This is a genomic window from uncultured Dechloromonas sp. (assembly GCF_945957265.1).
Classification (GTDB): Bacteria; Pseudomonadota; Gammaproteobacteria; order Burkholderiales; family Rhodocyclaceae; genus Azonexus.
The window spans coordinates 82,213-105,287 of the sequence record NZ_CAMFKO010000012.1 but is presented as its reverse complement, the minus strand read 5'-3'; the positions used below and the strand labels follow the sequence as shown (position 1 = coordinate 105,287).

Here is a 23,075-nt window from a genome sequence, read left to right as displayed (position 1 = left end):
GCCCGAGAAATACGACCTTGATGCCCAAGGCCAGTGCGATGTTCTGCCAGAGCACGGCGTGTGTCTGACGGGACAAACGGATCGTTTCTGGTATGCGCCGCAGGTCGTCGTTCATGATCACTACGTCGGCCGCTTCCATGGCTGTGTCCGTCCCGGCCGCGCCCATGGCGACGCCGATGTCGGCCCGGGCCAAGGCGGGCGCGTCGTTGATGCCGTCGCCGGTCATCGCGGTCGGTCCAAAGCGGCCTTGTAGTTCTTCAATAGCTGTCAATTTGTCCTCAGGCAGCAGGTTGCCTCGGGCATCGTCGATTCCTGCCTGTCGGGCGATACTGACGGCAGTTGCTGCATTGTCGCCGGTGAGCATGACCGACGTGACACCAAGACGATGCAGATCGGTAATCGCTTCACGCGAGCTTTCCTTGATGGTGTCGGCCACAGCGAAGATGGCCAGGACCCGATCCTCGGTAGCCAGCAGGGTCGCAGTTCGCCCCTGATTTTCATGAACGCTGAGATGTGCCTCGATCTCGGGGCTGCACAATCCGCGATCCTCAATCAACCGATGGTTGCCTAGTATCAAGGTATGTCCATCCAGGCGCGCTTCGATGCCGCGCCCCGGAAGCGCGGTGAAGTCGGTGAGAACGTTTTCCGGGAGATTCAGTCCCTTGGCAATTGCTTTCGAAACGGGGTGGTCTGAATGGCCGGCCAGGCTGGCGGCCCAGGAAAGAACCTTTGCTTCTGAATCGGAGGGGGACAGCACCTCTGTGGCTACCAGTCGAGGCTTGCCTTCCGTGATGGTGCCGGTCTTGTCGAGAGCAATAGCACGTAGTTTTCGAGCTTCCTCAAGATAAACCCCGCCCTTGATCAGGATACCGCGGCGGGCGGCCGCGCCCAGCCCGCTGACCACCGTGACCGGCGTGGCGATGACCAACGCGCAGGGACAGGCGATCACCAGGAGAACCAGCGCCTTGTAGAGTGCCTGTGTCCACGTCCAGTCGAACAGCCAGGGACCACCGACAGCCACTATCACGGCAATCGCAAAAACTGCCGGCGTGTAGATGGCTGCAAAGCGGTCTACGAAACGCTGCGTGGGCGCTCGCGTGCCTTGGGCTGCCTCCACGGCATGAATGATGCGGGCCAGGGTCGTATTGTTGGCGGCAGCCGTCACCTCGAATTCCAGCGTGCCGGTCTCGTTGATGGTGCCGGCGAAAACAGGATCGCCGGTCATCTTGTCGACCGGAATGCTCTCACCGGTGACTGGCGCTTGATTGACCGCGCTGCTGCCCGATACCACCCGCCCATCCAAAGGGATGCGAGCACCGGGTTTGACCCGAGCCAGTGCACCGATGGCAACCTTGTCGGCCGGTGTCTCCAGCCAGGTGCCATCGCTCTGACGAATCTCTGCGGTTTCCGGGGTCAAGGCAAGCAGCCCCTTGATGGCGTTGCGTGCCCGGTCGACGGACCGGGCTTCGATCAGTTCGGCAATGGCGTAGAGCGCCATGACCATGGCAGCCTCCGGCCATTGACCGATCAGGAAAGCCCCGGTTACGGCGACGCCCATCAGGGCATTCATGTTCAACTGGCCGCGCCGCAATGCTGCGAGTCCCTTGCGATAGGTGGAGAATCCGGAGAAAGCGATGGCAGCCGCTGCCAACGCCATGCCCAGCCCCTTGAACGGCAGGGTATCGGGCGCGAAGAAATCCAGTGCTTCGGCCCCAATGGCCAATGCCAGGGCGATCAATGCCTTACTGATCTCGCTGAGACCTGATGGGGTTTCGGTTTTCTCATGCTCGATGGGCCGCACTTCGAAACCGAGCTGGCGGACGGCCTGTAGCGCGCTTTCCTGGGCAGACTGCTCGCCGTCGATGGTCAGGGTCCGGGACGCCAGTTCGAAGCGTAGTGACCGAATCCCCTCGATGCCAGCGAGCACCTTGCGAATATCGTTTTCTTCGCTCGGGCAGTCCATGGCGGGAATCCGGAAAACGTTCGAATTCCCTGGGGAGCCAGGTACGGCGACACGCGGCGCATCCTGAATGGAGGTATCAGTCGCGCAGCCACCTGAACACGCGCAACGCTCAGGCTCATTGGATCGGTGCTTCTCGGCAAGGGGGGGCATGGCAATCTCCTGTTCGTTGATGCCATTAAAAACCCTTGAGTCGCTACAAGGTCAAGCGGCTACAATGAAAATATTCAAGGAGAAAAGCATGTTGGAGTTCCTGAAGATATTGGGTCTCTTCATCGTCACCGCGCTGGCCGAAATCATCGGTTGCTATTTGCCCTGGCTGGTGCTGACGCAGGGTCGCCCGCGCTGGCTACTGATCCCGGCTGCCGTGTCACTGGCACTGTTTGCCTGGCTGCTTACGTTGCATCCGGGCGCCGCCGGTCGTATCTACGCTGCTTATGGCGGTGTCTATGTTGCGATCGCTTTGTTGTGGCTATGGCAGGTAGATGGAATTCCCCTGACCCGTTGGGATTTGCTGGGCAGTGCCGTATGTCTCGGTGGCATGGCCATCATCGCGTTGCAGCCTGGACGGACGTGATGAGCGAACCAGGGAGACAGAAATGAAAATCGGCGAACTGGCGCGTTTGGCGGGAAGTAATGTGGAAACGATCCGCTACTACGAGCGGGAAGGACTGTTGCCGAAACCTGGGCGGAGCGAGGGAAATTACCGCATCTATGGGCCAATGCACCTGGAGCGACTGACCTTCATTCGGCACTGTCGTAGCTTGGACATGACACTCGACGAGATTCGGACGCTATTGCGCTTCAAGGAATCGCCGGAGGAAAACTGCGGGGAGGTCAACCGCTTGCTGGATGAACACATCGGGCATGTCGTCCGTCGCATCGGTGAACTCCAAGCGCTGGAGAAACAACTTCTTGAGTTGCGCGGTCGTTGTCCTGATGACCGTCGAGCCTCGACTTGCGGGATTCTTGAAGGCTTGTCGCAGTCGGGCATCAACGACAAGCCGATGGAAAATCACATCCCAGGCGTGCACGGCAGCGCATTAAAATCCCCCAAAGAACCAGAATGAGCCAGGTCGATCTCTACCTCGATGCGGCCGAACGGGCCAACACCCGACGCAGCTATGCGTCAGCCATCCAGCACTTCGAGATCGAGTGGGGAGGCTTGTTGCCGGCAACCATCGATTCAATTGCCCGCTACCTGGCTGCCTACGCCGAATCCTTGTCGCTGAACACCCTCAAGCACCGCCTCGCCGCGCTGTCGCGCTGGCACCAGGATCATGGTTTTCCGGACCCGACGAAAGCCCCGAAGATTCGGCAATTGTTGAAAGGTATCCGAACCCTGCATCCGGCCCAGGAGAAACGGGCCAAGCCGCTGGAACTGGAAATCCTGCGCGGTGTTGCCGACTGGCTCACGTCGGCCACGGTAGCAGCGGTTAGCCGGGGGGATTCGGCCAGCGCCCTGCGACATACCCGTGATCGAGCCCTTGTGCTCCTCGGTTTCTGGCGCGGGTTCCGTTCCGACGAACTGGCTAACCTACGCATCGAATTCATCGAGATCAAGCCCGGCGAGGGGCTGACCTGTTTCTTGCCCCGCAGCAAGGGGGATCGCAACCTGGAAGGCCGCAGCTACGCCTGCCCGGCGCTGTCCCGGCTGTGCCCGGTCGAGGCAGTCGAAGACTGGTTGGCCTTGTCCAAACTGAAGGCGGGACCGCTATTCCGCAAGATTGACCGTTGGGGGCATCTGTCCGAGGCCGAACTGACCCCGAGCAGCATCATTCCCATGCTACGAAAGTTGCTGAGCCAGGCCGGCGTGACCGATGCCGAAGCCTTCAGCAGCCACTCGCTACGCCGGGGTTTTGCTCAGTGGGCAGGCATGAGCGGCTGGGATATCCGGGAGTTGATGAGTTACGTGGGCTGGCGTGATGTGAAGGCTGCCATGCGCTATCTGGATGGGGTCAGCACCGACCAGAAGGCGCGTTTCGAGCAGGGACTGGATCGGGCGCTGCCAGAAACAGCAACAGCCTCGACCCCACAGTTGCCCAGTCTGCCCGAGGTCCCACTCGCAATGATCGAGGTTTCCATCGATTTGTCTGCCTTCAATGGCGGCCGACGCGGTGTCGCCAATGCCTTGCGGGACATGACGAACACTTGCCTTGCCCAGTTCCAGGCACAACCGTTGGATCAGGATGGCCGTCGATATCAAATTTCCGTCCCGACGCCTTCAACCGACACCCTGGACGAGCACCTCTACACCTTGCTCGACGAACTCCATCGTATTGCCGATGCCCGTGAGTGCTTCCTGGAGGCGGTCTGCCGTGACCCGGCCACCGGCAGGCATTGGGATTGATCCCGCATGACCCAGCTTCACGAGACCGCGTATCCCCGCCTGAAAGCGGACCCATCGGCACAGGATCTCGACGAGATTTATACCCTGACGCCTGATGAAATCAGATTCATCGATAAGACTGTAAAGCGTCCCATTGCTCGCTCGGCTGCATTCATCTACCTGAAGCTGTTTCAGCGCCTTGGCTACTTCGTCCATATCAGGGATGTGCCAGCGGTGATCCGTCAGCACATTGTGGCCCAAACTGGGTACCGACAGGCAAGGCTTGAAGAACTCCGGCAGTTCGACCGGACAACGACGCGCACAACCTTGATTGCTGCGCTACGACGCTACCTGAATGTTCGTCCGCTGGACGATCAAGGTCGGGCCTGGTTGCAGCACGTGGCTGAAACGGCAGCGGATAGCCGTCATGTCGTGGCCGACATCATCAACGTGATGCTTGAAGAACTGGTGCATCATCGCTACGAGTTACCCGGTTTCTCCACGCTCGACCGGTTGGCCATTCAGGCCCGGGAAAAAATCCATGATGTCCATTTTGCAAGTATTGCCGATCAACTCGATGTCAAGGTGAAAGCGCTGATTGACAACCTGTTCAAGGTCAAATCGGGCGAGACCGGCAGCACCTGGAATCTGCTCAAGCGCGAACCGAAGAAACCGACCAACAAGGAAACCCGTTCCTATCTTCAGCATATCCGTCGGCTCCAGTTGCTGGTCGACCAACTGCCCAAACCTGATATTCCTGTTCCGAAACTCAAGCAGTACCGCTATATCGCCCGGTCATTGGATGCGAGCGAGATGGCGGAAATGAAGCCCCAGAAGCGCTATGCGCTGGCAGTCATCTACATCCGCTCGCAATTCGCCCAGACGCTCGACGATGCGGCCGACCTTTTTGTACGCATGCTCCAGAACCTGGACAATCAAGCGCGCAACAAATTAGGCGAGTACCAACAGGAACACCTCCAGCGGACCGATCGTCTGATCGGCCAGTTGAAAGAGATGTTACTGGCCTATCGGATCGACGGCACGGATCACCAACGGGTCGAGGCCATCGGTGGCAGCCTGATTGCTGATGTCGATGACCTAGTGGCCATTTGCGACGAGCACATGGCCTACGCCGGGCGCAATCACTTGCCGTTCCTCATCCAGCCCTATAAGGTCGTCCGTGCCCAGTTGCTGAACTGCATCGAAATCATCAATCCGCAGAGTAGCAGCGAGGACGATACCTTGACCCGGATGATGAAAGCGCTGCAGGCGCTACGTGGCACTCGGCATGAAGTCGTTCCGCTATCGTGGGTCGGGCTGGATGCCGAAGAGGATTTTCTGTGGCTGCCCACGGCCTGGAGAAAACTAGTCGTCTCCGAACGTGCCGACGGCCAAGTCATTGCCATTAACCGCCGTTACTTCGAGTTGGCAGTCCTATATGCAATCCGCGATGAACTGAAATCGGGCGATCTGTTCATCCAGCACGGTGAGCGTTACGACGACTACCGGGAGCAACTGGTTGATGACGACACCCTGAATCGGGAATTGGCGCAGTATGGCGAGGTTACCGGTGTCGAAACGGATTCCAGGGCATTTACCGAGTCCTTGAAGGCTGCTTTACTGGAGACGGCTGAGGCGGTTGATGCCGAATTTCCCGAAAATGCCTATGCCGAAATCGTCGATGGAAGGCTGATCCTGAAGAAACCGCCAGCCAGCGAACCGCCGCCCGGCATCAGGGCAATCGACCAGTTGATCACCGAGCACATGGAGAACATCAGTATCGTCGACGTACTGATCGATACGGAGCGCTGGTTGCAATTGCACAAGTTGTTTCGGCCTTTGATGGGAACCGAAAGCCGGATCGAGGAATTGCGGCCACGAGTGATCAGCACCTTGTTCTGTTATGGCTGCAACCTCGGGCCGACCCAGACGGCGCGCTCAATTCGGGGCATGAGCCGCAAGCAGATCGCCTGGCTCAACATCAAGTACGTGACGGAAGATGTGCTGGAAAAAGCCATCGTCAAGGTCATCAATGCCTACAACAAATTCGAATTGCCTGGCTACTGGGGATCAGGCAAGCATGCCTCGGCCGACGGCACGAAATGGAACCTCTACGAGCAGAATCTGATTTCCGAACATCACATCCGCTACGGCGGCTATGGCGGGATCGGCTACTACCATGTTTCCGACAAGTTCATCGCGCTGTTCAGCCACTTCATTTCCTGCGGCACCTACGAGGGCACCCACATCCTCGACGGGCTGATGACCAACACCTCGGATATCCGGCCGGACACCATCCATGGCGACACCCAGGCCCAGAGCTACACGGTGTTTGCGCTTTCCCACCTCTTGGGCATCAAACTGATGCCGCGCATCCGTGGCATCAAGGATCTGGTGTTCCATCGGCCCGACAGCAACAAGAAATTTGCGCATATCGACCGGCTTTTCAGCGACGACATCAACTGGCAGATGATCGAGACTCATCTGCCGGACATGCTGCGCGTGGCAGTTTCCATCAAGCTCGGGAAAATTTCAGCATCGGCTATCCTGCGCCGCTTGGGTACTTACAGCCGAAAGAACAAGCTGTATTTCGCCTTCAAGGAACTCGGCAAAGTAGTCCGAACCATGTTCTTGCTGAAATACGTTGGCGACGTCGAACTGCGCCGGCTCATTCACGCCGAGACCAACAAGTCGGAACAATTCAATGGCTTTGCGAAAAAGCTCTTTTTCGGCGGGGAAGGCGAGATCGCCGAAAACCTACGCCACGAGCAACGCAAGGTCATCAAATACAACCATCTCATCGCCAACATGGTCATCTTGCACAACGTGGTAGGGATGAGCCGAGTTCTAAAGCAACTCCAGGCCGAGGGGGCTGTAATCAACCAGGAAGTCCTGGCTGGGCTGGCGCCATATCGGCTGGAACACATCAATCGATTCGGCGATTACGTACTGGATTTCCGACGCAAGGTCGAGGCGCTGGATGAGGGGTTCCGGATTTTGGAGGCCAAATCAACAGGCCAAGGCCAATGACTATTGAATTTCCCTGGGGAAATCCCAATATCATGGATTGCCATGCGCGTGCGTGGTCACTTTAGGGAGATGTACATGAGCAAGACACTGACCGGCAATGGCTCCATCACGATGAAAAATCTGAATGGAACCTCTGACAAGAATTGCAGTTGTGGCTCCTGGCTGGGCCATTGGAAGAAGTTTGCAAAAACTTCCACGACACCGAAATGCCATGTGCAGGGATGTGAATCCCAAGCCGAGGTAGGGGCGCACGTCATTTTGCCGAACATGAAGAACGAATCGCTACGGAAACTCAACTACATTGCGCCGATGTGCAAGTCACACAACGGCCAGCCAGACACCGAGTTCAAATCCAAGCCTGACAGCTTTTTTGTCAGCGCAAACAAGGCGCTGACCTGCGGAGCCTAGCCTCAATTGAGGAGGGCAGGCCGGTGAAAACCGGCCCTTGCTTCATTTTTTCTTTCAGAACAATCAGCTAAGTTATTTTTCCGAGGTTTTCGCACGATTCCCGGCCGACCCTCAGCTTGACGTCCTTCTCCGACAACCTGGCGGAAGACAAGCCCTGCAACAGCGTCTGATGCGCGCTGGAGGCCTCGACATAGGCAATGCGCTTGCCGGCCAGCGCACCGACCTGCGCCCCGCCGCGTGCCACGATCGCCGTCGGCGACTGCTTGACCAGGCCGACGATCAGGACATTGCCGGAAGCGGCGGCCAGCAAGGTCGGCATGTCGCCCAGCAAGGCGGCATCGAGGCGGCCTTCGGCCAGCGCCGGCAACATGTCCGCCCCGCGCTGGAAAGGATAGGCCAGCAGGGGATTGCCCATGCCCTTGAGCTTCTCGAGCAGAATCCGGTCGCGCTGCATGATCGAACTGAGGACGCCGGAAGGCACGCCAAGCGGCTGCACCCCCATCTCGATGGCCGGCGAATTCCGGTTCAGGCCATATTTATCGACATAGGACTCGACGGCCTGCGCGCATGGTGAAAACAGCACAATCACCATGATCGCGACCAAGCACCGACCACCGCCAAAAACGCTCATGCCCGCCCCCTCTGGAATTTTCAGCAGACTACAAGCATGCAAGGCATTGAACAAGCGATAACAACAAGCGAATGGCATATACACGCCTCGACCCAGCCGGCAAAGCGCCGTCTCGCCCGGGCGGAATGCCGAAAAGGCACGCCGAAAAGCAAAAAGCCCAACCAAATTGGCTGGGCTTTTCGCTTGAATCTTTGGCTCCTCGACCTGGGCTCGAACCAGGGACCTACGGATTAACAGTCCGGCGCTCTACCGACTGAGCTATCGAGGAATCGGTACAGTCGGCAATTGCTGCCGACAGGGCGCGCATTATATACAAAACTTTCGAGATGTAGCAATGGCAAGCATCTTCAAATTCGATTCAGGCGAAATTCACTCCGCTTCAGGCTCCACCGGGGCGGGGTTGGCCAGCGACTCGGCGCGCCGGGCGCGCAAGGCCGGGGTTTCCAGGCTGATGCGGCCCAAGGCGCCGCTGCGATAGTCGGTGAGCAGGATGCCCGAAGCCTTTTCCAGATCGAGCTCGCCGCCCCGCCCCTTGATGATGCAGCCGCGCTTCTTGGCCACGCCTTCCAGCACGGCCACGGCGTCCATGTCCTCGATGGCAAACCCGTAGCGCGCCTTGAGCAGGGCGGGATACTGTTCGAGCAGGTAGCCGGCCAGCCAGGTCGCGACATCCTCGCCGATGTAGGCGTTGACGCCCACGGCATGGCTGGCGGCCATCATCAGGCCGTCGATGGGGTGGTCGATCTTCGGCCACAGCATGCCCGGGGTGTCGTACAGGGTCAGCCGGTTGCTGATGTCGATGCGCTGCTGGCTCTTGGTCACCGCCGGCTGGTCGCCGACGGCGGCCACCTTCTTCTTGACCAGGGCGTTCATCAGCGTCGATTTGCCGACGTTGGGGATGCCCATGATCATCAGGCGCAGCGGCTTGACGGCGTCGTTGCGGTGCGGCGCCAGCTTCTGGGCGAGCGACGGAATCTTCGCGACGTCGCCTGCCTTCTTGCACGAGATGGCGACCGCCTTGACGTTGGGCTGGGCGTCGAAATAGGCCAGCCAGGCCTTGGTCGCTTCCGGGTCGGCCAGATCGGCCTTGTTGAGCAGCTTGAGGCAGGGTCGCTGACGGAAGTTGCGCAGCTCGTGGATCATCGGGTTGCTGCTCGCCTGCGGCAGGCGGGCGTCGAGCACCTCGACCACGACATCGGCCACGGCCAGCGTTTCGCCGGCCTTTTTGCGGGCCGAGGTCATGTGCCCCGGATACCATTGGATGGACATGCGGAATTCCTTGGTTAACCGCCGGTGACCGGCGGGAAGAAAGCGATTTCGTCGCCGTCCTGGATGGCTGCATCGAGTTTGGCCATGTCCTGATTGACGGCGCAGCGCAGGTTCCTGGCGCTGCCCAGGGCGGCGCGCCCCTGCCCGACCAGCCAGTCGCGCAAGGCGCCGACGGTAGTCACGCCGGCCGGCAGCTCGATGCTCTCGGCCGACAAGCCGAGCTTTTCCTTGAGGCCGGCGAAATAGAGAATCTTCACGCTCATGCCAGCAACTCCGCGAAGGAAACGAAGCGCACGCTGTCGCCCGCCGCGATGGCATTGCCCGGCGGATTGAGCACGAGGCCGTCGCTGGCGCACAGCGAGGTGACCACGCCCGACCCCTGGTTGCGATACAGGTCGACGGCGCCGGCATCGTTGATGCGGGCGCGCAGGAACTCCAGGCGCGCACCGTCGGCCTTGCCCCACGCCGAAGCGCACGGCAGGTTCAGGATGCGCGGCGCAACGTGGGCAACGCCTTGCAGACGCAGCACGAAGGGCCGTACCATCGTCAGGCAGGTGACGAAGGCGGCCACCGGATTCCCCGGCAGGCCGAGGAACCAGGCGTGCCCGCCCTCTTTCCGAACCTTGCCGAAGGCCAGCGGCTTGCCGGGCTTGATGGCGATCTTCCACATGTCGAGCTCGCCTTCGGCTTCGACGGCCGGCTTGACATGGTCTTCCTCGCCGACGGAAACGCCGCCGCTGGTGATCACCAGGTCGTTGTCGGCGGCCGCCCGGCGCAGCGCGTCGCGGGTGGCGGCCAGCGTATCCTCGACGGCGCCCAGGTCGCGCACTTCGCAGCCCATGCCTTCGAGCAGGGTGCGCAGCGCATAGCGGTTGGAGTTGTAGATGGCGCCCGGCGGCAGCGGCTCGCCCGGCTGCACCAGCTCGTCGCCGGTGAAGAACATGCCGACCCGCAAGCGGCGATACACCGGCAGTTCCGGCAGCCCCGCCGAAGCGCCCAGGGCGATGTCCTGCGGACGCAGCTTGAGGCCGGCGGCCAGGATTTCGGCACCGACGGCAATATCCTCGCCGGCCCGGCGGATGTTCTCGCCGGATGCCGGCACATGGTTGACGACCACCCCGCCCTCGCCCGGCGCGCAGCGCTCCTGCATGACCACGGCGTCGGCCCCGGCCGGAATCGGCGCGCCGGTGAAGATGCGGGCCGCCGTTCCCGGCTGCAGCGCGACGCCGACCGTACCGGCCGGGATGCGCTGGCTGACCGGCAGGCAGACGCCGGCGGCCGTCACGTCGGCGGCGCGCACGGCATAGCCGTCCATCGCCGAGTTGTCGAGCGGCGGCACGGCAACGGTCGAATGCTGGGCGACAGCCAGCACGCGGCCGGCGGCGGCGAGCAGCGGCACGCGGCGCACCTCCTCGACGGGCCGGGCGGCGGCCAGGAGTTTTTCCAGGGCTTGTTCGTAGGTCAGCATGGGCGTTCCTGCAGTTGCATGATGTTCATGACGAAATCGGCGATGGCCGCATAGTCGCTCAGGGGCAGTGTCGGCAGGTCGGTGGCGAGATCGGCATCGGTCGCGATGGCGACGATATCCGTGCGCTCGGAAAAGAGCGGCGGCTTGCCGTTTTCCGGCCGATAGACCTCGAGCTTGGGCACCGGTTCCTGCTTGAAGCCTTCGATCAGCACCAGGTCGCAGGGCGACAGGTGGCCGAGCAGTTCGTTGAGCGTCGGCTCCGGCTCCTCGCGCCGCTCGTGCATCAGCGCCCAGCGGTCGCCGCAGGAGAGCAGCACCTCGCTGGCGCCGGCTTCGCGGTGGCGATAGGAGTCCTTGCCCGGCCGGTCGATGTCGAAGCCGTGGTGGGCGTGCTTGATCACCGACACCTTGAGGCCGCGGGCGGTGAGCTGGGGAATGAGTTTTTCCAGCAAGGTCGTCTTGCCGGAGCCGGAATAACCGGCGATGCCAAAAACTTTCATGGCGGGATTTTACTCGTTCAAACGGTAAAGACCGGGGCGAATCCGCCGCCCGGCGTCCGAAAATTGGTGGTTTGCCCCTGGTACAGGCGGGCGGCGACCAGCTGGATACGGCCGTTGTAGACGTAGCAGCGGATGTCGGCCTTCATCGTCGCCTCGCCGACAGCATGCTCGGAGGGCGGCGCGATTTCCTGCGCGATGTAGCCGCCGTGCAGGACTTCCTCGAACACGCGGCGGGTCAGCTTGTCGCCGCGATAAGCGGCGCGGCTGCCAAAGCCGGCCGGCGGCTTGAAGAACCAGCGCTTGCGCCCGGACCAGAAGGCTTCTCCCTGCTCCGGCGTCACCGCCACGGTTTGCGGAATGCCGGCCAGCAGGGTCTGGCGGGTGGGTGCATCGACGCCGAGCGCAAGCAGGGCCGCCTCGTCCGACAACTGCATCAGGTTGCGCTTGTCGGCGTACAAGGCATGGTGGCGCGGGTTCGGGGTCACCACGACCTTGCCCTGCTCGAAAGCCGTGCGGATGACGGCATTTTCCGTCGCATCGAAAGCGAAATCGGTCAGGCGGTTGTAGATCAGGTCGACCGCCTGGCCGTCGTGACGGAGCACTTCGCCGTCGAAAGCCAGTTCGGCCGGGTCGCAGACCACGGCGGCAATGCCGTGCGCTTCGAACAACTCCTTGAACAGTGTGAATTCCGGCGCCAGGAACTGCCCGGCCGGGTTTTCATCGACGATGGCGATGCGGCACAGCGGTACGTCGCCGCGCTCCAGGCGCCACTCCTCGCGGAACATGGCAACGTATTCGTCGCGCACCCGCGCGCCCTCCTCCGCCTTGCCGTGCTCGGCCAGCAGGTAGGCATTGAGCAGGCCGCCGCCGGCATTGGTGTTGATCTCGATCAGCCTGGGGCCGGCCTCGGTGAGATGCACGTCGTAACCCATGAAGGCGCCGCGCGTCCGGGTCGGCAGGCGGGCGATGGCCGGCGCCTGGGCCAGCGCGTGCGCCTGGTAGGCGGGCAATGCGATGACCGATTCGATGGCCGCGACGAGGTCGGCCATCGCCTGCAAGGTCGCGGCGGGAAGGGCGATGGCCGCGCCGGAGAAGAATTGCGGCTGGCGCTCGCGCAGCTGGTCGAAAGTGGTTTTCATGGCCTCAGCGATGGGCGAAGAAATCGAGCACGACCTGCAGTTCGCGGGTGCGCTTCATCGGCGGCAGACTTTGCCAGACCTTGCGGCCATAGGGCTTTGATATGAGTCGGGGATCGCAGATCATCAGCACGCCCTTGTCGTTCTCGTCGCGGATCAGCCGGCCGGCGCCCTGCTTGACGTTGATGACGGCGCGCGGCAGCTGGTACTCGATGAAGGCGTTGCGGCCTTCGCGCTTCATCTGCTCGATGCGCGCCGAGAGCACCGGGTCGTCGGGCGGGGCGAAGGGAATCTTGTCGATGACGACCAGCGACAGCGCCTCGCCGCGCACGTCCACGCCCTCCCAGAAGCTCTGGCTGCCGACCAGTATGGACGCGCCGTGGTTGCGGAAGCGTTGCAGCAGGTCGTTCTTGCTGCCCTCGCCCTGCACCAGCAGCGGGATGTCCAGCCCCTCGTCCTCGATTTTCGCCTTGAGCAGCTCGTGCGTGCGGCGCATGGCGCGCAGGCTGGTGCACAGGAAGAAGGCGCCGCCCTTGGCCGCCTTGACCGCCGGCCAGGCCGCCTCGACCACGGTGTCGGTGTAGTTCCAGGCGTTCGGGTCGGGCATGCCGAGCGGCACGTAGAGCACGGCCTGCTCGCCGTAGTCGAAGGGGCTGTGCCAGCAGGCGGAATCGGGGTCGCCAAGGCCGAGCTCGGCGCAGTAATGGTGGAACTTGCCCTGCACGGCGAGGGTCGCCGAGGTGAAGATCCAGGCGCGGGGATGGCCGCCCATCTGCTTGCGGAAGATGTCGGCGACCTTGAGCGGCGTCGAGTTCAGCTGCAGCGATTGCGTGAAGGCCTCGCCCCAGCGCACATAGCCGAGGTCGGCCAGGTTCTGCCACTGCGCCAGGCGCTGCTGCAGCTCGACCGCGCGCTGCCAGCATTTCTCGATGCCCTCGGCGCGCTGCGCCTGGGTTTCGAGGATGGCGGCGAACTTGGCGACTTCCTCGTCGAGCAGCTTCAGCGCGGGGGCGAATTCCGGCCGCTCCTGCAACTGGTCGTAGGAAAAGCGCCCGGCATCGACGCCGACCGACAGGCGCAGGTCGCGCGCCGCCTTCTCGATGGCCTTGGCGCCGCTCTGGATGTCGAGGCAATCGCGGGCGCTGGTCAGGCCCTCGGCCTTGGCGTCGCGCGCCAGGTCGACGACCTGCGCGGTCGACACGCTGTCGCCGAAGAACAGGGTCGCCACTTCCGGCAACTGGTGCGCCTCGTCGAAGATCACCGTGTTGCAGGCCGGGAGCAGTTCGGCCATGCCTTCGTCGCGGAGCATCACGTCGGCGAAGAACAGGTGGTGGTTGACCACCACCAGGTCGGCCGCCATCGCCTCCTTGCGCGCCTGCATGACGAAGCATTCCTTGTAGTCCGGGCAATCCTGGCCCAGGCAGTTGTCGCGCGTCGAGGTGGCGCTGTTCCACACCGGGGAGTTTTCGTTGACCTCGATGCACTCGGCCTTGTCGCCGGTCTGCGTGGTCTTGGCGAAGACCGAGATGCGGCGGGCGTCGGCGGCGTCCTCGCGGGTCAGGAAACGGCCGTCGGCCAGCGAACGCTGCAGGTGGTAGGGGCAGACGTAATTGGCCCGCCCCTTGAGCAAGGCGATCTTGACCGGCGCCTTGAGGATGTCGCGGACCATCGGCAGGTCCTTGTTGAACAGCTGGTCCTGCAGGGTCTTGGTGCCGGTGGACACGATGACCTTGCCGTTCGACTGCAGGGCCGGCACCAGGTAGGCGAAGGTCTTGCCCGTGCCGGTGCCCGCCTCGGCGATGAAGACCGAGTTGCCATGGATGGCGGCGGCGATGCGCTCGGCCATGTCGACCTGCTGCTGGCGGATGCGATAGCCGCCGATGGCGCGGGCGAACGGCCCGTCGGGCGAGAAGATTTCGGGAACGGAGGACAAGGAAAAAGACCGGAAAAATCAGGCGCAATTCTAGCAGATGCCCCCCGGCCGGCATGGCGTTTCCCCCGCCCCGTCGATTCACCGACGAAATATCGCCGGTGATTCCCCGTATGCCGACACGGCGCGCATTTGCTACCCTGCCGTTTTGCCTCGCCTGCCCCTTCGTGGATTCAATCGCCCTGCTCCTCGTCGTCACCGGCGCCTTGTGCCACGCCGCCTGGAACCTGCTCGCCAAGAAGGCGGCCGGCGGCCTGCCCTTCGTCTGGCTGTTCGGGCTGGTCAGCAGCGCGGCGGCCCTGCCCTTCGCCGCCTGGGCCTGGCACGCCAACCCGGCGCCGCTGACGGCGCTCGCCTGGGCGGCCATCGCCGGCAGCGCACTGATGCATGCGGTCTATTCGCTGGTACTGCAGCAGGGGTATCGGAAGAGCGATTTCTCGGTGGTCTATCCGCTGGCGCGCGGCACCGGCCCGCTCTTCTCGGTCACGGCGGCCATCGTCCTGCTCGGCGAAATGCCCAACCGGGCCGGCTGGATCGGCATCCTGGCGCTGCTGGCGGGCATTTTCCTGGTATCCGGCGCCCACCGCATCCACCGGGCCGCCACGGCCCGCGCCCGCGCCGGCCTGCTCTGGGGCTCGCTGACCGGCCTGTGCATCGCCGCCTACACGGTGCTCGACGGCTGGGCGATCAAGGTGCTCGGCCTGTCACCCCTCCTTTTCTACGTGCTGTGCCTCGGCCTGCGCACGCTGATCCTGACGCCGCAGGCGCTGCGCGACATGCCTGCGGTGCGCGCCGAATGGGGACGCAACCGGCCGGCCATCGTCGCCGTCGGCATCCTGTCGCCGCTCGCCTACCTGCTGGTGCTGTTCGCCATCCAGCGGGCGCCGCTCAGCTATGTCGCGCCGCTGCGCGAATTGTCGATGCTCATCGGCGTCTATCTCGGCGCCCGGGTGCTGCGCGAAACCCTGGTTCCGTCGCGACTGATCGGCACCGTCTTCATGATCGCCGGGGTCGTCGCGCTGGCGCTGTTCAGCCAGCCATCGCCCTAGCTCAGTTCCGGAAAGAGCACGTCGGTAAAGCCGAAACGCGAGAAATCGCGCACGCGCATCGGGTAGAGAATGCCGTGGAGGTGGTCGCATTCGTGCTGCACGACGCGGGCGTGAAAGCCTTCCACCTCGCGCTCGATGCGATTCCCCCGCGGGTCGTAGCCGCTGTAGCGGATGCGCTCGGGCCGGGCGACTTCGCCGCGCAGGCCGGGCACCGACAGACAGCCTTCCCAGGCCGCGACTTCCTCGCTGCCGAGCGGTTCGATGCGCGGGTTGATCAGCACGGTCAGCGGCACGGCCGGGGCATCCGGGTAGCGCACGCTGCGCTCGAAACCGAAAATCACCACCTGCCGGCCGACGCCGATCTGCGGGGCGGCCAGGCCGACACCGCCGGCGACCGCCATCGTCTCCATCATGTCGGCGATCAGGGCATGCAATTCCGGGGTATCGAAGGCGGCGACCGGTTCGGCCGGTATCAGCAGGCGCGGATCGCCCATGCGCAGGATGTCGCGAACAGCCATTGGTCCTTCCTCGTCAGCGGATTCAAGCGCCGATTGTAGCGACGAGCGGCCCGTTCCGCCTACGTCGCCTTGGCCAGGCGCCGCACCGTCGCCGACATGGCGATCGTCCCCTGCCCGGCGAAGGCCTCGAGGTTGGTCTCGATTTCTTCCGGACTGTACAGGTAATTGACCATCAGGCCGAAGGATTGCCGGAAGCCCTTGGCGGAACTGTCGCCCAGGTAATTCAGGCGTTCGATGCGGGCGCCGTTGCCGAGGTGGAAGCGCGACACCGGGTCGAGCGGCGGCCCGCTTTCGGCGCCGCCCTGCTTGGCGGCCGCCAGATAGCGCGCGCCGAGCCGGCCGAGCGGATCGCGCAGGCTGCGCACCTGCTTCTTGTCCTGCGCCCAGGCGCCGTTCGACAACTCGTCGAGCGAGCGTTCGATCCCGACGTCGGCCAGCACCTGAGGGTTCCGGCGCACCCAGGCCGCCAGGCCGGGCATCGGCGACAGCGTGGCGAAGTGGGCCAGCTTGGGGAAATCGCGCTTGAGGTCGTCGATCACCCGCTTGAGCAGGAAATTGCCGAAGGACACGCCGCGCAGCCCGATCTGGGTATTGGAAATCGAATAGAAGATCGCCGTATCGGCCTTGCGGTTGTCGAAGACCGGCGCGTTCTCGTCGAGCAGCGCCTGGACGTTGTCGGCCAGGTGGTCGGTCAGCGCCACCTCGACGAAGATCAGCGGCTCGGCCGGCATGCGCGGGTGGAAGAAGGCGTACAGGCGGCGGTCGGAATCGAGGCGGTTCTTCAGGTCGGTCCAGGAGCGAATCTCGTGCACCGCTTCGTACTCGATCAGCTTTTCCAGCAAGGCGGCCGGCGAGTTCCAGGTGATGCGCTGCAATTCGAGGAAGCCGACGTCGAACCAGGCCGACAGGCGCGACTCCAGCTCGCGGTCGAGCACCGCCAGCTCCTTGTCGTTTTCCAGGTAGCGCAGCAGATCGGCGCGCAGGTCGACGAGGAACTTGACGCCCTGCGGCATGGCGTTGAACTGGGTCAGGATGCGGATGCGCGACGAGCGCATGGCGCCGCGCAGGGCAGCCTCGGCCTTCCATTGCTCGGGCGTGCCGACCGCCTTCTGGTAATCCTTGTGGGCGTTCGCCACCTTGGCCGGATCGGGGCCGAATTCGAGGGCGATCAGTTTCAGGAAGCGCTGCCGCCCCTCGTCGTTGAGGCGCAGGTAGGTTTCCGCCAGGCGCGCCGCCCGGCTCCGCGCCGACACCTCGCCGCCCAGGCTTTCGGCGCATTCGCGCAACTGCGCGCGCAATTGCTCGACGCCCCGCGCGGTCAGGGCGATGCGTTCGGCGCCGCCGCCCATCAGCGAGCGCAGCTTGTCGACCAGGTTTCCAGCCACCATGATTCACCTCCTTGCGGCCATTCTGCCCGAAGCGACGCGGAAAATCAGCGCCGGACAAGGATCAGCGCGCAGCCCTCAGGAAATCCAGGCCGCCGGCCGGCGCCGCATCGTGCCAGCGCCAGTCGCCCGATGCCAGTTCGTAATCGGCGAGACAAGCGAGCCGCCCGCCGATTTCGGCCGGCGCATAAGCCATCAGCGACAACCGCGCCACCGGGAAAACCAGGCTGTCGCGCCGCTCGCCGAGCAGACGCTCCCGGACCTCGGAAAAGACGAGGGATCGGGCATACAGGCCGATCGTCACATGCGGCACATAATCCCCGAGCAAGCGGTGCGCGCCGTCGATCGCCAGGCATCGGCGCAGCGCGGCGATGCCGCCTTGCGTATCCCGCACTCTCAGGTAGGGTGCCGAGAGGAAGCTGTCCGCCGCGCCGATCGCTATCGCAAACGGCCCCGGCCTGGCCAGGCGCAAGGCGGCCAGCTGGCGGGCCAGCAGTTCGGGGCCGAACTCGTCGCCATCGGCCGGCCGGGGGGACGGAAAGCCGCACACGTCGAGCGTGACATGCGGCTGGCGGCGGTAGCCTTCGAGCAGGCCGTCCGCCAGCAGGCGGGCATGGCGGGCCACGCTGTCGGCGACGGCCGGCGTATCGACATCGAGCGCCCAGAACACGTAGGGCTGCCGCCCGCGATGCCATTCGACGAAGTCACGGCGGATGCTCGGCTGCGTCCGCGCCTCGGGCATCAGGATTCTTTCCGCCCGGCGTTCGAGCGCTCGAAGAGCAGCGGCATGATGTTGTCGGCCAGCAGCAGCCCCACGGCCAGCACGGCGCCGGTGACGACCATCTCGGTGATCAGGCCGATGCCGGCGACGCTGTCCTGCTGCATCAGCGCGTGCAAGCCGCGAAAGCCCATGCTGCCGGGGACCAGCGTGATCAGGCCCGGTATCTGGACGAGCGCCGCCGGCCGCTGGCCGAGGTGTTCGTAGACGTGCCCGGCACAGGCCACGACCAGGGCGGCGGCGAAGGCGGCGACCACGCTGCCCAGGCGGGCGTCGAGCAAGGAAAAGACGGCCCAGGCCAGCAGGCAGCTGCCGACCGAAACCAGCACCGCCGAGGCCGGCGCCTGCAGCACGCCGAGCAGCGACACCCCGAGCGTGGCGATGGCCAGCCAGACCACCCATGGCGCGACCGGCAAGGGCGCCCCCTGCGCCTGCCCAGGCAGGCAGGCCAGCGCCACCTGGGTGCCGATGGCCAGTCCGGCGCCGAGCAGGAAGAGCAGCACGAAAGCGCCGGTCAGCCGGCCTGTGCCGGCCAGGTAGTTCTGGGTCGCCAGCTCCGACATGGCCACGGTCAGCATGAACCCCGGGAGCAGGAAGACTATGCCGGCCACCGCCGACACGAAGGGCACCTGCTGCGGGAAAGCCAGGGCCAGCGCCTGCGCCAGGAAGGCCGCCAGGGCGCTGAGGATGACCGGCACGGCGGGCGCCAGGCGCGGGTAGCGCGAGAAGCCGATGTAGCCGCCGACGAACAGCACGCCGATGAAGCCGCCGCACAGCATCTCCACCCAGCCGCCGCGCAGCAGCAGGGCGACTGCCCCGGAGAGCAGGAAGCCCATCGCCGCCATGGCCCAGCCCGACCAGGGCGACGGCTGGCGCATGATGTCGGCGAGGCGGGCCGTGTAGTCGTCGATCGCTTCCGCCGATGCGATGTCGCGGCTCAGGGACTGCAAGGCGATCAGGCGCGCCATGTTGAAGTCGTAGGGCGGCAAGCGGAGCATCTCGACCCGTCGCGTGCCGTCGCCGGCGACCACGGTCAGCGCCAGGAAGGTGAGCACGGCGAAGCCCTCGACCCGCATGCCGAGACGTGCGCCCGTCGTGTTCAGGCTGCGTTCCAGATCATGTGCCGGCGCGCCGCTGACATGCAGCGCCAGCCCCAGGTCGCGGAGAAAAGCGGACAGCCGGGCAAGGGATTGATCGTCGAACGAAGGCATGGTCGGGCATGAAGGGGGGCGGATCGGGGCCACACTCTAACCGATTCCCCGTCGTCGGCACGACGGGGGATACCCAGCCGGCCTCCGGACGTGTTAAAACGTGCGTCCGCACCAACCATGGAGTCGCCCATGCCCCGCCCATTTCGCCAGTCTTGCCGCTACGGCTGGCTCCTCGCCGCCGCCCTCGCGCTGCCGCTGCACGCGGCCCCGCCGGCCGGCCACCCGACGCCGGCCCAGGCCAGCGACCTGCTCGTGCCGGAAAAACCGCCGCGTGCCGCCGACCTGCCGAACGAAGGCAAGGTACTCGAGGTGATCCACGCCAACGAATTCAGCTATCTCGAAATCGCCCGCAAGGGCAGCAAGGAGAAGCAGTGGGTCGCCATCCAGAAGACCGAAATCAAGGTCGGCAGCACCGTGCGCTATGAAGACGGCGCAAGCATGAGCAATTTCTACAGCAAGCTGCTGAAACGGACATTTCCGAGCGTGATGTTCGTCGATCATCTTGCCGTCACCGCCAAACCCTGACCCTGTCGCAAAGGAACCCCATGAAACCGACCCTGAATACCCTGGCCATCGGCAGCCTGATCGCCCTCTCCGCCTGTTCCGCCCTCGCCGGCTCCGCCGAGCGCACGCCCAGCGGCCTGGTGTACGAGTCGCTGAAGGACGGCGCCGGTGCCCAACCGACCGCCCAGTCCAACGTCCAGGTCCACTACCGCGGCACGCTGGCCGATGGCCGCGAGTTCGACAGCTCCTACAAGCGCGGCGAACCAGCGACCTTCCCGCTCAACCGGGTGATTCCGTGCTGGACCGAAGGCGTCGCCAAGATGCGCGAAGGCGGCAAGGCCAAGCTCACCTGCCCGCCGGAAATCGCCTACGGCAGCCGCGGCGCCGGTTCGGCCGTGCCGCCGAACGCAACGCTGACCTTCGAGGTCGAATTGCTGAAGGTCGTGCGCTGATCGCATTGCCGGACGAAGACAAGCCAGGCCCCCGATGAAGACCCTGCTCATCGTTTACCACACGCATACCGGCGGCACGCTGCAGATGGCCCGTGCCGCCGCCGATGCCGCCGGCGCGGAAGCCGGCGTCGCCGTGCGCCTGCTCAAGGCGGCGGAAGCGGGGGCGGACGATGTGCTGGCGGCCGACGGATTCATCTTCGCGACGCCGGAAAACCTGGCCAGCATGGCCGGCATGCTCAAGGATTTCTTCGACCGGACCTACTACGCGGCGCTCGACCGCGTGAACGGCCGCCCCTACGCCACGCTGATCTGCGCCGGCAGCGACGGGGCCGGCGCCGCCCGGCAGATCGAGCGCATCGCCACCGGCTGGCGCCTCAAGCCGGTGGCGCCGCCGCTCATCGTGTGCACCCACGCCCAGACGCCGCAGGCCATCCTCGCCCCCAAGACCATCGCCGTCGACGAGCTGGCGCGTTGCGCCGAACTCGGCGGCGCCATCGCCGCCGGCCTGGCGCTGGGGGTTTTCTAGCCCCCGACGCCCGCCTCGAGCGCGGACTGGCGATTTCCCGCATAGGCAGGACAAGACGAATCGGCTAAGCTCGCGCGGTCATTTTTCCGCCCGGGAACAGCCATGCCCGTCATCGAACTGCAGCACCCCCTCGTCAAACACAAGATCGGCCTGATGCGCGAAGGCGACATCAGCACCAAGAAATTCCGCGAACTGACCGCCGAAGTCGCCCGCCTGCTCAGCTACGAAGCCTGCGCCGACTTCGAGCTGGAAAAGACCACCATCGCCGGCTGGGCCGGCCCGGTGGAGATCGACCAGATCAAGGGCAAGAAAGTCACCGTCGTGCCCATCCTGCGCGCCGGCCTCGGCATGCTCGACGGCGTGCTCGACCTGATCCCGAATGCCAAGGTGAGCGTCGTCGGCATCGCCCGCAACCACGACACGCTGATGCCCGAGCCGTATTTCGAGCGCTTCGTCGGCCAGCTCGACGAGCGCCTGGCGATGATCATCGACCCGATGCTGGCCACAGGCGGCTCGCTGATCGCCACCATCGACATGCTCAAGCGCAACGGCTGCCGGCACATCAAGGCGCTGGTCCTGGTCGCCGCGCCGGAGGGCATCAAGGCGCTCGAGGCCGCCCACCCCGACGTGCAGCTGTACACCGCCGCCATCGACAGCTATCTCAACGACGTCGGCTACATCATCCCCGGCCTCGGCGACGCCGGCGACAAGATCTTCGGCACCAAGGAAGCCTGATGAACGCCTACGCCACCGAGCCGACCTGGCGCACCGCGCTGTCCGGCGCCCAGATCCTGTTCGTCGCCTTCGGCGCCACCGTGCTGGTGCCGCTGCTCACCGGCCTCAACCCCAGCCTGGCGCTGCTCGGCGCCGGCGTCGGCACGCTGATCTTCCAGCTGTGCACCAAACGCCAGGTGCCGATCTACCTCGGTTCCAGCTTCGCCTTCATCGCGCCGGTGATCTACTCGGTGCAGACCTGGGGCATGCCGGCGACGATCGGTGCGCTGGCCGCCGCCAGCTTTTTCTACTACGTCGCCGCCGGGCTGGTGAAATGGCGCGGCGTCGACTTCATCCACCGCCTGCTGCCGCCGGTGGTCATCGGCCCGGTGGTCATGGTCATCGGCCTCGGCCTGGCCCAGGTGGCGATCGGCATGGCGACCGGCAAGGCGGGCGAGGCGCAGGTCGTGCCCTACGAAACGGCGCTCGCCATTGCCGCGATATCGCTGCTCGCCACCATGCTCACCGCCATCCGTGCCAAAGGCCTGCTCAAGCTGGTGCCGATCCTGGTCGGCGTCGCCGTCGGCTACGCCGTCTCGCTGTTCGCCGGCATCGTCGATTTCGGCAAGGTCGCCGCCGCGGCCTGGATCGCCGTGCCCGAATTCGGCAAGCCGGAATTCAACCTGGCCGCCATCCTGTTCATGATCCCGGTCGCCATCGCGCCCATCGTCGAGCACGTCGGCGGCATCCTCGCCATCGGCTCGGTGTCGGGCAAGGACTACACCGAGAGCCCCGGCCTGCACCGCACGCTGCTCGGAGACGGCCTGGCGGTCAATATCGTCGGCCTGTTCGGCGGCCCGCCGGTGACCACCTACGGCGAAGTCACCGGCGCCGTGATGCTGACCAAGAACTACAACCCGGCGATCATGACCTGGGCCGCCGGCTTCGCCATCCTGATGGCCTTCGTCGGCAAGTTCGGCGCGCTGCTGCAGACCATCCCGCTGCCGGTGATGGGTGGCATCATGGTCCTGCTCTTCGGTTCCATCGCCGGCATCGGCCTGAAGACGCTGATGGACGCCAAGGTCGACCTGGCCAGCCCGCGCAACCTGTGCATCGTCTCGGTGACGCTGGTCACCGGCATCGGCGGGCTGGGCGTGCATATCGGCAGCTTCGCGCTGCAGGGCATCAGCCTGTGCGGCGTGCTGGCGGTGGCGTTGAACTTCCTGCTGCCCAGGCCGTCTGATGCGCACTGACTTTTTGCCACCCCGCTCTTGAAC

Annotated in this window: 23 protein-coding genes and 1 tRNA gene; 11 read left to right on the top strand and 13 right to left on the bottom strand. The window is 64.3% G+C overall.

The window, feature by feature from the left end; genetic code table 11:
- A partial coding sequence (locus Q0P59_RS08705; protein WP_295005647.1) for a heavy metal translocating P-type ATPase occupies window positions 1-1,963 on the bottom strand: 1,963 nt, incomplete at its 3' end.
- A 238-nt stretch (window positions 1,964-2,201) separates the two neighbouring features.
- Here Q0P59_RS08705 and Q0P59_RS08700 point away from each other — a divergent pair.
- From Q0P59_RS08700 to Q0P59_RS08680, 5 genes are all read left to right on the top strand, one after another.
- A complete protein-coding gene (locus Q0P59_RS08700; RefSeq protein WP_274739116.1) occupies window positions 2,202-2,537 on the top strand; it encodes a YnfA family protein in 336 nt (111 codons plus the stop codon).
- A gap of 22 nt (window positions 2,538-2,559) precedes the next feature.
- Entirely contained in the window at window positions 2,560-3,030 is a 471-nt protein-coding gene (gene cadR, locus Q0P59_RS08695; protein WP_274739118.1) for a Cd(II)/Pb(II)-responsive transcriptional regulator, read from the top strand.
- Window positions 3,027-4,310, top strand: coding sequence for a site-specific integrase (locus Q0P59_RS08690; protein ID WP_295005644.1), 1,284 nt, complete (start codon window positions 3,027-3,029; stop codon window positions 4,308-4,310). Before cadR ends, Q0P59_RS08690 begins: the two co-directional genes overlap by 4 nt.
- Window positions 4,311-4,316: 6 nt before the next feature.
- Window positions 4,317-7,319: a Tn3 family transposase gene (locus Q0P59_RS08685; RefSeq protein WP_295005642.1), complete on the top strand. Its 3,003-nt coding sequence runs from the start codon at window positions 4,317-4,319 to the stop codon at window positions 7,317-7,319.
- A gap of 75 nt (window positions 7,320-7,394) precedes the next feature.
- Window positions 7,395-7,727, top strand: coding sequence for a hypothetical protein (locus Q0P59_RS08680; RefSeq protein WP_274739122.1), 333 nt, complete (start codon window positions 7,395-7,397; stop codon window positions 7,725-7,727).
- A 67-nt stretch (window positions 7,728-7,794) separates the two neighbouring features.
- Here Q0P59_RS08680 and Q0P59_RS08675 read toward each other — a convergent pair whose 3' ends face one another.
- From Q0P59_RS08675 to Q0P59_RS08640, 8 genes are all read right to left on the bottom strand, one after another.
- A complete protein-coding gene (locus tag Q0P59_RS08675) occupies window positions 7,795-8,319 on the bottom strand; it encodes a hypothetical protein (RefSeq protein ID WP_295005638.1) in 525 nt (174 codons plus the stop codon).
- 231 nt (window positions 8,320-8,550) lie between these two features.
- Window positions 8,551-8,626, bottom strand: a tRNA-Asn gene (locus Q0P59_RS08670).
- Between the two features lie 101 nt (window positions 8,627-8,727).
- The gene (gene ylqF, locus Q0P59_RS08665) at window positions 8,728-9,627 is read right to left on the bottom strand and encodes a ribosome biogenesis GTPase YlqF (protein ID WP_295005636.1); all 900 of its coding nucleotides are present in this window, start codon (window positions 9,625-9,627) and stop codon (window positions 8,728-8,730) included.
- Window positions 9,628-9,641: 14 nt separating this feature from the next.
- Window positions 9,642-9,890, bottom strand: coding sequence for a molybdopterin converting factor subunit 1 (gene moaD / locus Q0P59_RS08660; RefSeq protein ID WP_295005634.1), 249 nt, complete (start codon window positions 9,888-9,890; stop codon window positions 9,642-9,644).
- Complete coding sequence (gene glp / locus Q0P59_RS08655; RefSeq protein ID WP_295005632.1) at window positions 9,887-11,095, bottom strand: gephyrin-like molybdotransferase Glp; 1,209 nt, start codon at window positions 11,093-11,095, stop codon at window positions 9,887-9,889. The genes moaD and glp overlap by 4 nt, the downstream gene beginning before the upstream one ends.
- Window positions 11,089-11,595 (bottom strand): molybdopterin-guanine dinucleotide biosynthesis protein B, encoded by a 507-nt coding sequence (gene mobB, locus Q0P59_RS08650; protein ID WP_295005630.1) that lies wholly within the window; start codon window positions 11,593-11,595, stop codon window positions 11,089-11,091. Before mobB ends, glp begins: the two co-directional genes overlap by 7 nt.
- Before the next feature lie 17 nt (window positions 11,596-11,612).
- Complete coding sequence (locus Q0P59_RS08645; protein ID WP_295005628.1) at window positions 11,613-12,734, bottom strand: hypothetical protein; 1,122 nt, start codon at window positions 12,732-12,734, stop codon at window positions 11,613-11,615.
- 4 nt (window positions 12,735-12,738) lie between these two features.
- The gene (locus Q0P59_RS08640) at window positions 12,739-14,664 is read right to left on the bottom strand and encodes an ATP-dependent DNA helicase (protein ID WP_295005625.1); all 1,926 of its coding nucleotides are present in this window, start codon (window positions 14,662-14,664) and stop codon (window positions 12,739-12,741) included.
- A 164-nt stretch (window positions 14,665-14,828) separates the two neighbouring features.
- Here Q0P59_RS08640 and Q0P59_RS08635 point away from each other — a divergent pair, with 164 nt between their 5' ends.
- A complete protein-coding gene (locus Q0P59_RS08635) occupies window positions 14,829-15,710 on the top strand; it encodes a DMT family transporter (protein ID WP_295005623.1) in 882 nt (293 codons plus the stop codon).
- Here Q0P59_RS08635 and def read toward each other — a convergent pair.
- From def to Q0P59_RS08615, 4 genes are all read right to left on the bottom strand, one after another.
- On the bottom strand, window positions 15,707-16,228 hold the full coding sequence (gene def, locus Q0P59_RS08630; protein ID WP_295005622.1) for a peptide deformylase: 522 nt from the start codon (window positions 16,226-16,228) through the stop codon (window positions 15,707-15,709). The two genes, Q0P59_RS08635 and def, sit on opposite strands and share 4 nt — an antisense overlap.
- 59 nt (window positions 16,229-16,287) lie before the next feature.
- Window positions 16,288-17,577: a malonyl-CoA decarboxylase gene (locus Q0P59_RS08625; RefSeq protein WP_295005653.1), complete on the bottom strand. Its 1,290-nt coding sequence runs from the start codon at window positions 17,575-17,577 to the stop codon at window positions 16,288-16,290.
- 100 nt (window positions 17,578-17,677) lie between these two features.
- Window positions 17,678-18,355 (bottom strand): 2'-5' RNA ligase family protein, encoded by a 678-nt coding sequence (locus Q0P59_RS08620; RefSeq protein ID WP_295005620.1) that lies wholly within the window; start codon window positions 18,353-18,355, stop codon window positions 17,678-17,680.
- Window positions 18,355-19,602 (bottom strand): threonine/serine exporter family protein, encoded by a 1,248-nt coding sequence (locus Q0P59_RS08615; RefSeq protein ID WP_295005618.1) that lies wholly within the window; start codon window positions 19,600-19,602, stop codon window positions 18,355-18,357. The genes Q0P59_RS08620 and Q0P59_RS08615 overlap by 1 nt, the downstream gene beginning before the upstream one ends.
- Before the next feature lie 129 nt (window positions 19,603-19,731).
- Between Q0P59_RS08615 and Q0P59_RS08610 the strand changes: the two genes are divergently transcribed.
- The 5 genes from Q0P59_RS08610 to Q0P59_RS08590 all read left to right on the top strand — a co-directional run bounded on the left by Q0P59_RS08610 (window position 19,732) and on the right by Q0P59_RS08590 (window position 23,051).
- A complete protein-coding gene (locus Q0P59_RS08610; protein WP_295005616.1) occupies window positions 19,732-20,127 on the top strand; it encodes a hypothetical protein in 396 nt (131 codons plus the stop codon).
- 20 nt (window positions 20,128-20,147) lie between these two features.
- Window positions 20,148-20,558: an FKBP-type peptidyl-prolyl cis-trans isomerase gene (locus Q0P59_RS08605; protein ID WP_295005614.1), complete on the top strand. Its 411-nt coding sequence runs from the start codon at window positions 20,148-20,150 to the stop codon at window positions 20,556-20,558.
- Window positions 20,559-20,592: 34 nt separating this feature from the next.
- Complete coding sequence (locus tag Q0P59_RS08600; protein ID WP_295005612.1) at window positions 20,593-21,084, top strand: NAD(P)H-dependent oxidoreductase; 492 nt, start codon at window positions 20,593-20,595, stop codon at window positions 21,082-21,084.
- A 102-nt stretch (window positions 21,085-21,186) separates the two neighbouring features.
- The gene (gene upp, locus Q0P59_RS08595; protein WP_295005610.1) at window positions 21,187-21,819 is read left to right on the top strand and encodes a uracil phosphoribosyltransferase; all 633 of its coding nucleotides are present in this window, start codon (window positions 21,187-21,189) and stop codon (window positions 21,817-21,819) included.
- Entirely contained in the window at window positions 21,819-23,051 is a 1,233-nt protein-coding gene (locus Q0P59_RS08590; RefSeq protein WP_295005608.1) for a uracil-xanthine permease family protein, read from the top strand. The genes upp and Q0P59_RS08590 overlap by 1 nt, the downstream gene beginning before the upstream one ends.
- Window positions 23,052-23,075: the final 24 nt, after the last annotated feature.

Coding starts and splice junctions, on each gene's coding strand:
- Q0P59_RS08700 (WP_274739116.1), top strand. CDS start 2,202: ATGTTGGAGTTCCTGAAGATATTGGGTCTCTTCATCGTCACCGCGCTG.
- cadR (WP_274739118.1), top strand. CDS start 2,560: ATGAAAATCGGCGAACTGGCGCGTTTGGCGGGAAGTAATGTGGAAACG.
- Q0P59_RS08690 (WP_295005644.1), top strand. CDS start 3,027: ATGAGCCAGGTCGATCTCTACCTCGATGCGGCCGAACGGGCCAACACC.
- Q0P59_RS08685 (WP_295005642.1), top strand. CDS start 4,317: ATGACCCAGCTTCACGAGACCGCGTATCCCCGCCTGAAAGCGGACCCA.
- Q0P59_RS08680 (WP_274739122.1), top strand. CDS start 7,395: ATGAGCAAGACACTGACCGGCAATGGCTCCATCACGATGAAAAATCTG.
- Q0P59_RS08675 (WP_295005638.1), bottom strand. CDS start 8,319: ATGGTGATTGTGCTGTTTTCACCATGCGCGCAGGCCGTCGAGTCCTAT.
- ylqF (WP_295005636.1), bottom strand. CDS start 9,627: ATGTCCATCCAATGGTATCCGGGGCACATGACCTCGGCCCGCAAAAAG.
- moaD (WP_295005634.1), bottom strand. CDS start 9,890: ATGAGCGTGAAGATTCTCTATTTCGCCGGCCTCAAGGAAAAGCTCGGC.
- glp (WP_295005632.1), bottom strand. CDS start 11,095: ATGCTGACCTACGAACAAGCCCTGGAAAAACTCCTGGCCGCCGCCCGG.
- mobB (WP_295005630.1), bottom strand. CDS start 11,595: ATGAAAGTTTTTGGCATCGCCGGTTATTCCGGCTCCGGCAAGACGACC.
- Q0P59_RS08645 (WP_295005628.1), bottom strand. CDS start 12,734: ATGAAAACCACTTTCGACCAGCTGCGCGAGCGCCAGCCGCAATTCTTC.
- def (WP_295005622.1), bottom strand. CDS start 16,228: ATGGCTGTTCGCGACATCCTGCGCATGGGCGATCCGCGCCTGCTGATA.
- Q0P59_RS08625 (WP_295005653.1), bottom strand. CDS start 17,577: ATGGGCGGCGGCGCCGAACGCATCGCCCTGACCGCGCGGGGCGTCGAG.
- Q0P59_RS08620 (WP_295005620.1), bottom strand. CDS start 18,355: ATGCCCGAGGCGCGGACGCAGCCGAGCATCCGCCGTGACTTCGTCGAA.
- Q0P59_RS08615 (WP_295005618.1), bottom strand. CDS start 19,602: ATGCCTTCGTTCGACGATCAATCCCTTGCCCGGCTGTCCGCTTTTCTC.
- Q0P59_RS08610 (WP_295005616.1), top strand. CDS start 19,732: ATGCCCCGCCCATTTCGCCAGTCTTGCCGCTACGGCTGGCTCCTCGCC.
- Q0P59_RS08605 (WP_295005614.1), top strand. CDS start 20,148: ATGAAACCGACCCTGAATACCCTGGCCATCGGCAGCCTGATCGCCCTC.
- Q0P59_RS08600 (WP_295005612.1), top strand. CDS start 20,593: ATGAAGACCCTGCTCATCGTTTACCACACGCATACCGGCGGCACGCTG.
- upp (WP_295005610.1), top strand. CDS start 21,187: ATGCCCGTCATCGAACTGCAGCACCCCCTCGTCAAACACAAGATCGGC.
- Q0P59_RS08590 (WP_295005608.1), top strand. CDS start 21,819: ATGAACGCCTACGCCACCGAGCCGACCTGGCGCACCGCGCTGTCCGGC.